Source organism: Methylobacter sp. BBA5.1 (assembly GCF_000746145.1).
Taxonomy (GTDB): Bacteria; Pseudomonadota; Gammaproteobacteria; order Methylococcales; family Methylomonadaceae; genus Methylobacter; species Methylobacter marinus.
The window spans coordinates 1-13,437 of sequence record NZ_JQKS01000044.1; the positions used below are offsets into that span (position 1 = coordinate 1).

Consider the following 13,437-nt stretch of genomic DNA (forward strand, 5'->3'; position numbering starts at 1 on the left):
AAGATGAGTGACCAATCTTGGCTCGACCAAAAACTTAACGTAAATGTTGAATCGACGTGTTTGTTCTTGCTCGATTATTTATTACAACTAAAATAATCATCACAAGCACCCACACAAATTATTTTGATCTGACTTTTAAAGAGCGTGGAGCTTAAAGCCCCGCTGAGTCCGACTATTATACAGAGTCAAAACCCGTTGTCAACCCCTTGTTGCTTTTATTTTTCATCCTGAAAAACCGGAGCCAATCGCTCAACCCCGAAGAGCCGACCATTATAACCGATCCGCTCTGCTTGTCAACCTCAGTGTCAACTTTTTTTCTGTCCCTGAACCCCTTCCGGACAACCTGCCGCCGAAAGAAGGGCATATTCTACCGATCTTTTTTTAATCGTCAAGCAATTATTGCCACTCTTGCAAATTTTCTTTTTCCCACTTGATAAACTTGTTTTGTACCTACCGCAATCTCTGTTTTCGGATCAGAAATCTTTTCCCCATCAATCTTTACAGCTCCTTGCTTTATCATCCGGATAGCTTCGGATGTGCTTGCGGTTAAACCGGCATCCTTTAATAAATTCGCAATACCGTATCCCTGTCCTCCATTACTCAACTCTATTTCATCCATTTCATCTGGTATCGCTCCACGCTGAAATCTAGCCTCAAAATTTTCCAGTGCTTTGTTAGCAGCCGATGCATCATGGAACCTTTCAATAATTTCCTGCGCCAGTTTTACTTTATAATCGCGTGGATTTGCACCCTGCTCACATTCATATTTCCATTGCTTGATTTCACTCATCGGCATGAAACTCAACAATTCAAAATAGCGCCACATCAATTCATCCGATATCGACATTAATTTGCCAAACATATCATCGGGAGAATCCGCAATGCCTACAAAATTATTGAGTGATTTGGACATTTTCTGTACGCCATCCAAGCCCTCCAGAATCGGCATGGTCATAACGACTTGCGGTTTTTGCCCGAAAGCCTCTTGCAATTGCCGCCCAACCAATAAGTTAAACTTTTGATCGGTGCCGCCTAATTCGACGTCGGCTTTCATAGCCACGGAATCATATCCCTGAATCAACGGATACAGGAACTCATGAATTGCAATCGGTTGCCCGCCTTTAAAACGCTTATTAAAATCATCGCGCTCCAGCATGCGCGCCACCGTATGTTTAGCCGCCAATTGAATTAAATCTGCTGGCGACATTGCATTCATCCAGCTTGAATTAAACATTACCAATGTTTTGACAGGATCGAGAATTTTGAAGATCTGTTCCTCATAAGTTTTTGCATTCTCGATAACCTCATCGCGCGTCAGTGGCTTACGGGTAGCACTTTTTCCCGTTGGATCGCCTATCATGCCGGTAAAATCACCAATCAAAAACAGAACCTCATGCCCAAAGTCCTGAAACTGCTTTAATTTATTAATCAGTACTGTATGCCCCAAATGCAGATCAGGAGCCGTAGGATCAAAACCGGCTTTAATACGCAGAGGCCGCCCTTCTTCCAGCTTTTTAATAAACTCTTGCTCAACTAAAACCTCGTCAGCACCTCTTAGAAGGCTGGCTAATACTTCCTCTTGCAATTTCTTTCTCCACTATCCAGTCTACAAAAAGCATTATTATAGAATTAATGGATCGCTCTATAGAATAAATCTTTATATAGTCTATTATTTGGTAAAACCTTTAAAAAACCTTAAAATGGATCAAAAATCTTCCTGATAATAAATTTTTCACTTATTTTCAATAAATTACCCATAATCTCGTGAAAAAAAGAATTTATATATCCTTGTTCTTGGGGATAAACATGGCTCTTACGGCAACTGCCGTCTACTCACAGGCAGTACCCCTTGATAAAAATCGAACCACAAAGGCCGCTGTTTCATCAACCAAGCATTCCGGACAAGCAAAGCCTGTCAAAAAAACTCAGAGGATTTCCAAAACAGGCAACAAGAATATAGCTTCTAAAACAACCAAAAAGATGGTTAAGTCCTCGTCTAAAAAGCAGGCTAGCGCTCCATCCCAACGCACCAAAAAGAAACAGACTTTAGTTTCTTCTAAACTTGTTAAGAAAAAACATAGTAAAACAACTGAGATGAAACAAACCCTGCTGGCGCGTCAAGTAGCCGATCGCAGACGCTCAATTATTTCACACCATTCAGTCAAAACAGTTCCAATCAGTATTGTTGACAGTAAGGTACAGATGCAGGAAGCTGCTTCTGCTAATATTTCCCAGTTAAACTTGGGCAAATCTTCGCCAAGCACGACCGCCGAAGCCCAGATATTTAAGCCGTTCGCAATAGCCCCCCCGCTGCAAATGCAATCTTGGGCATCCAACCAAAAAACCTCCAGCGCACATGTCACTATAGAGACATCTTTATTTCTGGATGGACTAGAGGCAGGTTTGTCAAAAGAATTGATAATGCAACTTATTGGGATTTTTGCCTGGGATATCGATTTTGCGACTAACCTGCGCAACGGCGATCATTTCACCGTTGTTTATGAAAAAAAAGTTGTTAACGGCAAAGAAATCGATACCGACGAAATTATAGCCGCTCAATTCACTAACCAGGGAGAGACATATACAGCTCTCCGGTATATAGATAAATCGGGTAACGTCAATTACTACACACCCGACGGACAGTCCATGCAAAGGGCTTTTTTAACTACGCCTGTTGATTTTGCGCGCATTAGCTCTCACTTTGACTTAAAACGCAAGCATCCGATACTAAACAGAATTCGTGCTCATAAAGGTGTCGACTATGCCGCCAGGACAGGCACCCCTGTAAAAACCACAGGTGATGGCGTTGTTGTTTTCTGCGGCCGCAAAGGCGGTTATGGACAAGTTGTAATCATTAAGCATGGAGATCGCTATGAATCACTTTATGCACATCTGTCTAAATTCAAAAAAGGACTAAAGACTGGTAATCCTGTTAAACAAGGAGATGTTATTGGCTATGTAGGTCAGACAGGCTTGGCCACTGGCCCTCACTTACACTACGAATTTCATGTTGATGGTGTTTACCGTAATCCAGAAACAGTCAAACTGCCGCATTCTTTACCTATCACTGAAAACTTGCTGGCTGATTTCAAATCACAAACCCAACCGCTTTTAGCGCAACTTAATCAGATTAAAGCTAAAAGTTTGTTTGCAAAAACTCAATCTGAATACAATTAACGAAACTAATGCCTGAGCTTTATGTTGGACTGATGTCCGGAACCAGTCTTGATGGCATTGACGCAAGCCTGGTGAGTTTTGAGGATCAGAAAGTCCGCTTAATCGCGTTCGACTATTTTCCTTTCCCGTCTGAGACTAGAGACGCGATCCAACGGATCAGCGAACCTGACACATTGATTTCCTTAAATGATTACGGCGCTCTGGATACCCGACTGGGTCATCTATTCGCAGAAGCTGTCAACTCATTACTTGCGAAGGCAAAAATTCCGGCAGCAACAATCGCAGCAATTGGCAGTCACGGGCAAACGGTTTACCACGCACCAGACATTCAATTTCCTTTTTCCTTGCAGATCGGTGATCCGAACATTATTGCCGAGAATACCGGTATTACTACGGTGGCGGATTTCAGACGTCGTGACATGGCCGCAAACGGACAAGGGGCGCCGCTGGTTCCAGCCTTTCATAAAGCCGTGTTCAGTCATCCAACCGAGCATCGCTGTATTGTTAATATCGGGGGCATTGCCAACATTACTGTTTTACCAGCTGAATCCTCGCAAGTTATTGGATTTGATACAGGACCGGGAAACACGTTGATGGATTTATGGATTAAGCAGCACCGTAATCTGGCTTATGATAAAAACGGCGCATGGGCTAAAACAGGTGAAATCAAACATGACCTGGTGAATCAGTTAAAAAATGATACGTACTTCGGTGCTCTCCCGCCCAAAAGCACCGGTAAAGAGTATTTTTCTTTATCATGGTTGAATCAAAAGATTAAATCGATAAGCTATAACGCTGAAGACATCCAAGCCAGCTTATGTTTTTTAACGGCAATCACTATTTGTGAAGCCATTGAAAAACATGCGTCTTTAACGGAGCGCGTATTGATTTGCGGCGGCGGCATTCATAATGACTATCTGTTAGAACTGATTCAACTGAACCTTAACTGCCCAGTTAACTCGACAGAGCCATATGGCATTCATCCGGACCATGTAGAAGCGATGGCTTTTGCTTGGCTGGCCAGACAGACTTTAAATCATCATCCTGGCAATCTTAAAGAAGTAACGGGGGCAAATAATGCAGTGATTCTGGGGGGCCTTTATCATGGCAATAAAGCAGTTCAGTAAAAAGGGCGGCCAACCGCGGCCGCCCAAATAATATCATGCCGAAAACGAAGAGCCACAGCCGCAGGTGGTCGTTGCGTTGGGATTGCGGATCACGAACTGTGACCCCGACAAATCCTCTTTATAATCAATTTCAGCGCCGGTTAAATACTGAATGCTCATCGAATCAATCAGAACGGTTACTCCGCCTTTTTCGACCAGCGTATCGTCCTCGTTGACCTCTTCATCAAAAGTAAAACCATATTGAAATCCTGAACAGCCGCCGCCTGAAACATAAACTCGCAGCTTCAGATTGTTATTGCCTTCTTCGGCTATCAATTCACCTACTTTGGAAGCAGCACTGTCAGTAAAAATAATTGGATCAGACATAAATACAAAAATTAAGTAATTGAAATTAAGCTAAATTATGACTATACCTAGCATTTTAGTCAACAATTATGGATAGAGCGCAATCATATTTAACCCGCGGTCTTCCTCCAGGCCAAACATCAGATTCATATTCTGAATCGCTTGACCTGCCGCTCCTTTGACCAGGTTATCGATAACCGACAAGATTATAATTGTCTGGCTGCCTTGTGGTTGATGCACGGCGATTTGGCACATGTTGCTGCCTTTAACATTACGAGTATCCGGATGTGCGCCGCTAGGCAATACGTCAACAAAATGCTCATCAGCGTATCTTTTTTCGAATAATGCCTGTACATCACATTGATCGAGATTCAACTGGCCATATAGTGTGGCATGAATCCCGCGGATCATCGGTATTAAATGCGGAACAAATGTAAGACCGGCCGGTCTTCCGGCCGCCATCTCAAGACCCTGCCTGATTTCCGGCAGATGCCGATGTCCACTGACTGCATAAGCCTTGAAACTTTCGCCGGTTTCGCTCATCAATGTAGCTAGTTCCGCCTTGCGTCCGGCACCGCTGACACCGGATTTCACATCGGCGATCAACTGACCTGCATCAATCACGCCTTGCTCAATCAGCGGCAAAAAACCCAACTGTACCGCAGTCGGATAACAACCCGGGCAAGCGACCAGTCTAGCCGATTTTATCAACGCTCTATTGACTTCCGGCAAACCATAAACCGCCTCGGCAATCAGGTCAGGACAGGCATGCTGCATGCCATACCATTTCTCCCAGTCCCTGACCTCTTTAATTCTAAAATCAGCAGACAGGTCAATCACTTTGACGCCACGCGCCAGCAACTGTTCAGCCATATGCATTGCCGTGCCATTAGGCGTAGCGAAAAAAACCACATCACATGTAGCCAAAGTCTCCACATCAGGCAGACTGAATACCGCATCTATGGCGCCTCGCAGACTAGGATAAAGTGCATCCACTCTTGATCCGGCATCCGACCGCGATGTCACGACCGCTACGTCGACTTCCGAGTGCGACGCCAAAATCCGCAATAATTCAACCCCAGTATAACCGGTTCCGCCTACAATACCTGAACGAATCATCTACTCTTCATCTCCAACACAAAAACAACCAGCGCATATAATACCTGTAACCTGATTCGGTATAATCATTTTTCTTTACTCAAAAGCGACTTAGGCATTATCGTTTTGACTTAAACGTTGTGCCTATAAAACTCACAACTCTGTCTGAGACTGATAATATGATCGCCATCGAAATTACTGAAAGCGGTACTCCTGAAGTTTTAAAACCGACGCAATGCCCTGTCCCTACGCCCTCGGCGGGCGAAGTACTGATAAAAGTCGCTGCAGCCGGCATTAATAGGCCCGACATCATGCAGCGCAAAGGGCTGTACCCTCCCCCACCCGGCGCGTCTGATATTCCAGGTCTGGAAATCGCAGGAACTGTAGTGGCGATTGGCGAAAATCCCACACGTCTAAAAGAAGGCGACCAGGTCTGCGCTTTAGTAACTGGCGGCGGTTATGCCGAATACTGCCTGGCATCAGCCGATCTATGTTTGCCCGTCCCCAGAGACATGAGCTTGAGCGAAGCGGCCGCTTTGCCGGAAACCTTTTTTACAGTCTGGAGCAATGTATTTAATCGTGCCCGGCTCGCTGCCGGCGAGACCTTATTCGTCCATGGCGGCACCAGCGGCATAGGCACAACGGCCATCCAGTTAGCCAAAGCATTTGATGCTAAAGTCTTCGTCACGGCAGGTACTGAAGCGAAATGCCGCTTCTGCACAGAGCTGGGCGCCGATGCCGCCATCAACTATAACGAACAGGATTTTGCCGAAGAAATCAGGCAATTGACCAGCGGTAAAGGCGTCAATGTCATACTCGACATGATAGGCGGTGACTATTTTCCGCGTAATTTAAAATGCATGGCTTTTGATGCACGCTTGGTGCAAATCGCATTACAAAAGGGAGCAACATCTGAAATTGATCTACTGCCCATTATGCTGAAACGCCTCACAATCACCGGCTCAACCCTGCGCGCCAGGGACACCGCCTTTAAAGCCGACATTGCCAAGAATCTGTTGGAAAATGTCTGGCCCTTACTCGACTATGGCCAAATTAAGCCTATAATTCATGCCACCTTTCCATTGAAAGAAGCGGCTCAAGCCCATGCATTAATGGAAAGCGGTCAGCACATCGGCAAAATCATCTTAACGGTATAAAAAAACATGAGCTACACCCATTTAATTTCACCGGACATACTGAACCAACATGTCAATGATCGCAACTGGATTATCTTTGACTGTCGTTTTTCCCTGGCCGACACCAATGCCGGCGCCAAAGCATACCGCTTCGGTCATATTCCTAATGCCAGATATGCACATTTGAACAATGATTTATCCTCGCCAGTTACCGACTTAACCGGTCGTCACCCGCTGCCCTCTTTTTCATTGCTGGTCGACAAACTGGGACAATGGAGCGTAACCAATCAAAGCCAAGTCGTAGTTTATGACAATGCCAGCGGCGCTTTCGCAGGCCGCCTATGGTGGCTGTTACGTTGCATGGGCCATGATAAAGTCGCTGTGCTGGATGGAGGCATTAAACACTGGCAAAAGCAGGGCTATGCCGTAACCACAACGCTGCCGACCATTGAACCTGCCATCTTCAGGATGTATCTTGACGAAAACCAATGGCTGAATGCCGTACAGGTGCGCGATAAATTAGCGGCAAAAACCATTAAGTTGATTGATGCCCGCACACCGGAACGTTATCGTGGCCAGCAGGAGCCTATCGATCCAGTTGCCGGCCATATACCCGGCGCCTTAAACCGGGCGTTTCAGTTGAATCTAAATACCAACGGCTTATTCTTGTCCGCCGACATATTGCGTGAACATTTCAAGCAAATGCTGGGCGACACCTCCCCCGAACAGACTGTGCACATGTGCGGCTCCGGCATCACGGCCTGTCATAATTTACTAGCAATGGAATACGCCGGATTAACTGGATCTAAACTGTATGCAGGCTCTTGGAGTGACTGGATTCGAAATAAAAATCGGCGGGTTTGCACAGATTATTGATAGCAGCGCTTGTTAGAATGGCCTACGAAATCCCTACAAATAGTCTCTGGCTGGCCGTCTTTCATATTTGACGCTCGAAAGAATGTAGTAAATTCAGGCTCATCTAACTACAAGCTCTTCTCGATCTATCAATAGAAATATCTTCACTGAGAACTCTCATCGCGCAACCGCATGAATACCGCAAACCGAGGAATCCCCGATCCAGTCAACCCTCTATACCGATAAGTAACCACACTACCAACCGGCGGTGGATTTTGCCTTTGCTTCTGAGTAAAACCGCTGCCGATATAAAATTCCTTGCCGTTCTCCATGCGTACTTTTATCGAGCCCATCAGACCGGTATTTTTGCCTTTTCCGGATTTGTAACCAATTACCACTGCTTCCGCATCTTCGAAGGGTTTTACTTTAAGCAAATTTCCGCTACGTCCGCTCTGATAAATTGCACTCTGCCTATGCAGCATCAAACCTTCTCCTCCTTGTTTATTGATTTCAACAAGCTTATCCATCAGCGCTGCATATGAATCTACCCGAAACTGCTCAATCACGGCCAGATAAGGTGAGTTTATTTCCGATGCCATATTATTCATGGCTTCTACCCGCTTACTGAATATTCCTCCATGCGCCGGAAGATCAAATACCATCAGTTTGATCTGCTTCCAGCCTTCATGCGGCGCTTGCTGGCGAACTATCGACACAGTATCTTCATAGCGCCCCCGTTCCATCCATAATTCGCCGTCTAGCGGCATATTCGGAAAGCCCTGAATAAACCAATCCGGGGCAGCAAAAATATGCCCGCCCTTGGAAATGAGCTTTGCGCCATTCCATCTGGCCCGCACGCCATCGAGTTTTTCGCTTACCCAAAACTGTGTAACATCGACATGTTGATGAAACACTTTTGCCAGCATGAGATCAGGAGTTTCTTCTGCCCGGCCACTAGGCGCTAAATAAAACAGCAGAAACAAGATACAAATGCGTTGTTTAATCATAACAATTTGCCCGGCCCATAGATGGCTGACTGGCCATTCCTTTGCGATGCTTAATTTTTATATATCAGCAAAATTTTATTGCTTCAGCGCCGGCATAAATCACCTTAAGGCCCATAATGACAGTCCGCTGCTATTTTTTAAATAGCCTATCATGCTCTCCAGTAATAATCCAAGAAAAATCCCATGAAAATGGCCAAACCAAACCAGTTATTATTCAAAAATGCTTTAAAACACTGCGACTTTTCACGATTAAAAATCAACCGTTGCTGATAAACAGACAAACCCGCGGCAACCAATAGCCCACTATAGTAAAACCTGCCCAGATCTTGCATTTGCCCGATAATGACCAGCAAACCTAGAATGATCACCTGCAAAATCGCCATGATATGCCGATCATATTCACCGAATAAAATTGCTGTAGATTTGACACCTATTTTTAAATCATCGTCTATATCGACCATGGCATACATGGTGTCATAAACCAGCGCCCATAATATCGTGGCCAGATACATGACCCAGGCAACAAGTGGAATACTATTAGTCTGCGCGCTGAATGCCATTGGTACCGCCCAGCCGAAAGCGATACCCAGATAAGCTTGCGGCAAATGCGTATAGCGCTTCATAAAAGGATAGCTGGCCGCCAAAAATGCCGCGATGAAGGACAGCAGAATCGTGTAGAGGTTCAGTAATAATACCAAACCGAAAGAAATCAGGCACAACACGACAAAAATGATTAAAGCTTCCTTAGGCGTAACATTGCCGAGAGCCATGGGCCGTTGCTTAGTACGTTCCACATGCGGGTCAAACTCACGATCGGCATAATCATTAATCACGCAACCTGCTGCCCGCATCAGCACCACACCCAGGCAGATAACGGTTAAAACTAACAAGTCAGGCTTGCCGTTACTCGCAACCCAAAGCGCCCAAAGGGCCGGCCATAATAAAATCAATATGCCGATGGGCCTGTCAAATCGCGCCAATAACCAGTATTGTCTGGCTCTATCCTCTATCATATCTATTGTCACTATCTTTACCTTCTCAGAGTGAACTGTTTGCAATTGTTCAAACCTAACTACACAACCAACCGAAACTGCCCGCTTGCAAGTCATTCGTTTTGAAGCGTGAGTTTTATTAAAAATGCTATTATAGCTTCTTTGTTTTAGTGAGCACTTGAGCCCAATGGAGAGGTAGTCATGAGCGTAAAAATTTATCATAACCCGCGCTGCAGTAAATCACGTCAAACCCTTGAATTATTGAAAGAACAGGGCATTGAACCAGAGATTATTGAATATCTGAAAACACCTCCGAGTGCTACTGAACTGAATGATATCCTGGAAAAACTGGGCCTGGAACCACGTGATTTAATGCGCAAAAAAGAAGCAGAATATAAAAATGCCGGTTTGGACAACCAATCACTGGACCGGCAAGCCCTGATCGATGGCATGATAAACAATCCAATATTAATTGAACGCCCTATTGTGATTGCCAATGATAAAGCCGCTATTGGTCGCCCGCCGGAAAATGTGCTGGCTATATTGTAGCCACCCCGTTCTACAACCATAATATGCCCTCAATTTGAAATATAAGGGTAAGGCCGCTCTATTTTAAACCAACGGTTTTATTATGACGAAAATTTTGATTCTTTACTTTTCCCGCCACGGCTCCACTGCTGAAATGGCGAACCACATTGCGCGTGGAGTTGAATCCGTCGTCGGCGTTGAGGCTGTTCTCAGAACTGTTCCCGACGTGTCCAGTGTCTGCGAGAAAATCGCCGCCAGCATCCCAAACCATGGGGCACCTTATGCCTCCCTGGAAGATTTAAAAGAGTGTGACGGCTTGGCTCTAGGCAGTCCTACCCATTTTGGCAATATGGCAGCACCGCTAAAATACTTCATCGATAGCACGACCGAAATCTGGTTTTCAGGTGCATTATCCGGCAAACCGGCTGGTGTATTTACTTCTACCGGAAGTATGCATGGAGGACAAGAAAGCACACTCTTATCGATGATGCTGCCATTAATGCATCATGGCATGCTCATACTAGGCTTGCCTTATACAGAAACAGCTTTGCGTGAAACGACTTCCGGCGGCACTCCTTATGGTCCAAGCCATGTATCATTAAGTAATGCAGTCATAAGTGATCAAGAAAAAAAATTGTGCCGCGCTCTTGGGATGCGCTTGGCTAAAACAGCGTTGTATTTAAAACAAGGCTCATGAAGATAAAACCAATTTATTATTATTCCCTAGCTTTGGCCGGTTTTTTCGGCCTGTTCGCCTTGTTGATGTTGTGGCATACTGTTCTGGCACCATCAACGCGCTTTCCTATTGCGTTAATGTTATTAATTACTGTGACACCATTATTGCTCCCGATGCGCGGCTTATTGGACCGCAATCGAAAAAGCTGTGCTTGGACCGCCTACATTAGCCTGATCTATTTTATACACGGCTCTGCTGAAGCTTATGTCAACATGGATGAACGCCTGTATGCATCGCTGGAGATCATACTAAGCTTGATGCTTTTTCTCGGTTCAACATTCTATGTTCGATTTTCAGGACACCATAGCTAACAATGGCGAAGCAACTTCCCTTACATTTTGAATTCAGGGCTGATCTGACATTTAATAACTTCTACCCTGGCAACAATCAGGAAATCATCAATCATCTGCAAAACTGCGTTGCGGGCACAGGCGAGCAGCAAATCTTTCTCTGGGGGAGTCAAGGTCTGGGAAAAAGCCATTTATTGCAGGCCTGTTGTTGCCAAGCTTATACTTTAGGATTCAGGTCATTCTATTTTTCATTTTCAGGCTCATCTCTTCCTGACCCCACTATACTCAATGGTCTTGATGAAATTGACATCGTCTGTTTCGACAACATTGAGTGTTTCACGGGTAATCCTGCCTGGGAAATGGCTTTTTTTAATTTTTTCAATGAACACAGGGATCGCGGGCATAAACTCATCATATCCGCTCATTGCGCCCCTAATGATCTCGGTATTCAGCTACCTGACCTTCAAACCCGACTTAACTGGGGACTGGCGTTAAAAATGCGACCATTAGACGATCAGGGCAGAATCGCTGCGTTAACTTTTAAAGCAAATCAAATGGGCTTTGAAATTTCTTCCAAAGCAGGACGTTTTCTGCTGACGCATTATTCCAGGGATTTATCCTCACTATGGGCTTTACTGGAAAAATTGGATCAAGCATCATTGGCCGCCAAGCGCAAGTTGACCATTCCGTTTTTAAAACAGGTTATGGATGATAACTATGTCTAGCAAAGTACTAATTATTGGCGCTGGCGCCATTGGCGGCTTCTACGGTGCGCTATTGGCTAAAGCAGGTGCCGATGTATCGGTCGTTTGTCGCTCCGATTATGAACATGTCAAACGAAATGGTTTTGTTATCCGTAGCAACGATCTTGGCAGCTGGAATTTTATTCCCTCCCAAGTACTAAAAAACGCTGCGGATTTTAATGGTACGGCAGATTATGTTTTACTTTGCACAAAAGTGATTCCCGATATTGATCGCATTACATTGCTTCGCCCTGCAGTAAAGCCCGAAACAGCCATCGTATTCATCCAAAATGGCGTTGACATCGAACAGGAAATACTGACTGCTTTTCCTGATAATGAAGTCATCAGTGGTCTAGCGTTTATTTGCAGCAACCGGATTAATCCCGGGGAAATATTGCATTTGGCTTATGGCCATCTAACGCTGGGAAATTTGCCTGGCTCCATTAGCAGCAAAACCAACATGCTTTGCGAATTATTTAACCAGTCAGGTGTTGTATGCGAAGCAACTGAAAAGATTATCACTCGACGTTGGCAAAAATGCATTTGGAATGCACCTTTTAATTCGTTATCGGTCTTATCCGGTGGTCTAGAAACGCTCGACATCCTGCGTTCCCAGGAAGCTTTCGTACGCAACATCATGCAGGAAGTTTTTAATATCGCTGAAGCCTGTGAGCATCACCTGCCCCCCGATATTATCGATATTAATATCGATAATACTTATGCCATGCCCCCATACAGGACCAGCATGCTGTTAGATTACGAAAACGGTCATCCGATGGAGACGGAAGTGATTTTAGGCAATGCGTTACGTGCCGGCAAACGAACCGGTGTTGCATGCCCCCATTTAGAATCAGTCTATGCCTTAATGAAATTGCGCGAATTGCAGCTCAATCATTCGCTGTAGATTTACCGTAAAAGATATAGTCCGCAGTATACGGCGCTCGCTTTTCACTGCCCAGGTGATTAGCATCGCATCCGGATAACGGAGGCAAACCACCGTGAGTATTAACCCGATTAATATAATTTACATCCGAAAACAACCCTTTTCCCTTATGCGCTATGACTTCAACCAGCAGCCAGGAAATGGATGACTCTGGTTCAATATCTACTCTATTGAGTATTCGGCCGACAATACGACTGCCTTCTTTATACTCCCATATAGGACCTTCATAATGGTTTCCGACAACCCGACCATCCTCATCGAATAGACGAGCATCAGGGGCCTGTATTTTCCATGCATACTTATTGTTATTGACTGAGCATTGATAAATCTGATCACCTTTCGCATGAACAGACAAAACAGACTCATTACCATCAGGAACTTTAATCTGTTCAGGTATTGAAGTATCAGCATTAGCGGTCCCTAGTAACAATCCCCATAAAAACACTATTTTTTTAATCAT

At 44.9% G+C, this 13,437-nt stretch carries 15 protein-coding genes; 9 read left to right on the forward strand and 6 right to left on the reverse strand.

Annotated features, from left to right (window positions below; genetic code table 11):
• Positions 1-388: 388 nt before the first annotated feature.
• Positions 389-1,585: a tyrosine--tRNA ligase gene (gene tyrS, locus EK22_RS19845; protein WP_020159251.1), complete on the reverse strand. Its 1,197-nt coding sequence runs from the start codon at positions 1,583-1,585 to the stop codon at positions 389-391.
• A gap of 221 nt (positions 1,586-1,806) precedes the next feature.
• Here tyrS and EK22_RS23330 point away from each other — a divergent pair, with 221 nt between their 5' ends.
• Both EK22_RS23330 and EK22_RS19855 read left to right on the forward strand, forming a co-directional pair.
• Complete coding sequence (locus tag EK22_RS23330) at positions 1,807-3,177, forward strand: peptidoglycan DD-metalloendopeptidase family protein (protein ID WP_020159250.1); 1,371 nt, start codon at positions 1,807-1,809, stop codon at positions 3,175-3,177.
• A gap of 8 nt (positions 3,178-3,185) precedes the next feature.
• Complete coding sequence (locus EK22_RS19855; RefSeq protein ID WP_036253903.1) at positions 3,186-4,304, forward strand: anhydro-N-acetylmuramic acid kinase; 1,119 nt, start codon at positions 3,186-3,188, stop codon at positions 4,302-4,304.
• A gap of 33 nt (positions 4,305-4,337) precedes the next feature.
• Here EK22_RS19855 and erpA read toward each other — a convergent pair whose 3' ends face one another.
• Both erpA and argC read right to left on the reverse strand, forming a co-directional pair.
• Entirely contained in the window at positions 4,338-4,670 is a 333-nt protein-coding gene (gene erpA / locus EK22_RS19860; protein WP_020159248.1) for an iron-sulfur cluster insertion protein ErpA, read from the reverse strand.
• A gap of 66 nt (positions 4,671-4,736) precedes the next feature.
• Complete coding sequence (gene argC / locus EK22_RS19865) at positions 4,737-5,768, reverse strand: N-acetyl-gamma-glutamyl-phosphate reductase (RefSeq protein WP_036253904.1); 1,032 nt, start codon at positions 5,766-5,768, stop codon at positions 4,737-4,739.
• Between the two features lie 158 nt (positions 5,769-5,926).
• Between argC and EK22_RS19870 the strand changes: the two genes are divergently transcribed.
• Positions 5,927-6,904 carry an NAD(P)H-quinone oxidoreductase gene (locus EK22_RS19870; protein ID WP_036253905.1) on the forward strand — a complete coding sequence of 326 codons (978 nt, stop codon included), beginning with the start codon at positions 5,927-5,929 and terminating at the stop codon, positions 6,902-6,904.
• A gap of 6 nt (positions 6,905-6,910) precedes the next feature.
• Entirely contained in the window at positions 6,911-7,759 is an 849-nt protein-coding gene (locus tag EK22_RS19875) for a sulfurtransferase (protein WP_036253906.1), read from the forward strand.
• A gap of 143 nt (positions 7,760-7,902) precedes the next feature.
• Here EK22_RS19875 and EK22_RS19880 read toward each other — a convergent pair whose 3' ends face one another.
• Both EK22_RS19880 and ubiA read right to left on the reverse strand, forming a co-directional pair.
• Positions 7,903-8,745, reverse strand: a complete 843-nt coding sequence (locus EK22_RS19880; protein ID WP_020159244.1) for a DNA ligase — start codon at positions 8,743-8,745, stop codon at positions 7,903-7,905.
• Between the two features lie 149 nt (positions 8,746-8,894).
• Positions 8,895-9,758 (reverse strand): 4-hydroxybenzoate octaprenyltransferase, encoded by an 864-nt coding sequence (gene ubiA, locus EK22_RS19885; RefSeq protein WP_036253908.1) that lies wholly within the window; start codon positions 9,756-9,758, stop codon positions 8,895-8,897.
• A gap of 180 nt (positions 9,759-9,938) precedes the next feature.
• Here ubiA and arsC point away from each other — a divergent pair, with 180 nt between their 5' ends.
• The 5 genes from arsC to EK22_RS19910 all read left to right on the forward strand — a co-directional run bounded on the left by arsC (position 9,939) and on the right by EK22_RS19910 (position 12,938).
• Positions 9,939-10,286, forward strand: a complete 348-nt coding sequence (gene arsC / locus EK22_RS19890; protein ID WP_020159242.1) for an arsenate reductase (glutaredoxin) — start codon at positions 9,939-9,941, stop codon at positions 10,284-10,286.
• Between the two features lie 82 nt (positions 10,287-10,368).
• Positions 10,369-10,962: an NAD(P)H:quinone oxidoreductase gene (wrbA, locus tag EK22_RS19895; protein ID WP_020159241.1), complete on the forward strand. Its 594-nt coding sequence runs from the start codon at positions 10,369-10,371 to the stop codon at positions 10,960-10,962.
• The gene (locus tag EK22_RS19900) at positions 10,959-11,312 is read left to right on the forward strand and encodes a DUF2069 domain-containing protein (protein WP_020159240.1); all 354 of its coding nucleotides are present in this window, start codon (positions 10,959-10,961) and stop codon (positions 11,310-11,312) included. The genes wrbA and EK22_RS19900 overlap by 4 nt, the downstream gene beginning before the upstream one ends.
• A gap of 2 nt (positions 11,313-11,314) precedes the next feature.
• Positions 11,315-12,016, forward strand: a complete 702-nt coding sequence (gene hda, locus EK22_RS19905; RefSeq protein WP_020159239.1) for a DnaA regulatory inactivator Hda — start codon at positions 11,315-11,317, stop codon at positions 12,014-12,016.
• The gene (locus EK22_RS19910) at positions 12,009-12,938 is read left to right on the forward strand and encodes a ketopantoate reductase family protein (RefSeq protein ID WP_036253910.1); all 930 of its coding nucleotides are present in this window, start codon (positions 12,009-12,011) and stop codon (positions 12,936-12,938) included. Before hda ends, EK22_RS19910 begins: the two co-directional genes overlap by 8 nt.
• Here the strand turns inward: EK22_RS19910 and EK22_RS23875 are convergent.
• Positions 12,922-13,437, reverse strand: a complete 516-nt coding sequence (locus tag EK22_RS23875) for a DUF3455 domain-containing protein (RefSeq protein WP_040590529.1) — start codon at positions 13,435-13,437, stop codon at positions 12,922-12,924. The genes EK22_RS19910 and EK22_RS23875 overlap by 17 nt on opposite strands.

Coding starts and splice junctions, on each gene's coding strand:
- EK22_RS23330 (WP_020159250.1), top strand. CDS start 1,807: ATGGCTCTTACGGCAACTGCCGTCTACTCACAGGCAGTACCCCTTGAT.
- EK22_RS19855 (WP_036253903.1), top strand. CDS start 3,186: ATGCCTGAGCTTTATGTTGGACTGATGTCCGGAACCAGTCTTGATGGC.
- erpA (WP_020159248.1), bottom strand. CDS start 4,670: ATGTCTGATCCAATTATTTTTACTGACAGTGCTGCTTCCAAAGTAGGT.
- argC (WP_036253904.1), bottom strand. CDS start 5,768: ATGATTCGTTCAGGTATTGTAGGCGGAACCGGTTATACTGGGGTTGAA.
- EK22_RS19870 (WP_036253905.1), top strand. CDS start 5,927: ATGATCGCCATCGAAATTACTGAAAGCGGTACTCCTGAAGTTTTAAAA.
- EK22_RS19875 (WP_036253906.1), top strand. CDS start 6,911: ATGAGCTACACCCATTTAATTTCACCGGACATACTGAACCAACATGTC.
- EK22_RS19880 (WP_020159244.1), bottom strand. CDS start 8,745: ATGATTAAACAACGCATTTGTATCTTGTTTCTGCTGTTTTATTTAGCG.
- ubiA (WP_036253908.1), bottom strand. CDS start 9,758: ATGATAGAGGATAGAGCCAGACAATACTGGTTATTGGCGCGATTTGAC.
- arsC (WP_020159242.1), top strand. CDS start 9,939: ATGAGCGTAAAAATTTATCATAACCCGCGCTGCAGTAAATCACGTCAA.
- wrbA (WP_020159241.1), top strand. CDS start 10,369: ATGACGAAAATTTTGATTCTTTACTTTTCCCGCCACGGCTCCACTGCT.
- EK22_RS19900 (WP_020159240.1), top strand. CDS start 10,959: ATGAAGATAAAACCAATTTATTATTATTCCCTAGCTTTGGCCGGTTTT.
- hda (WP_020159239.1), top strand. CDS start 11,315: ATGGCGAAGCAACTTCCCTTACATTTTGAATTCAGGGCTGATCTGACA.
- EK22_RS19910 (WP_036253910.1), top strand. CDS start 12,009: ATGTCTAGCAAAGTACTAATTATTGGCGCTGGCGCCATTGGCGGCTTC.
- EK22_RS23875 (WP_040590529.1), bottom strand. CDS start 13,437: ATGATTAAAAAAATAGTGTTTTTATGGGGATTGTTACTAGGGACCGCT.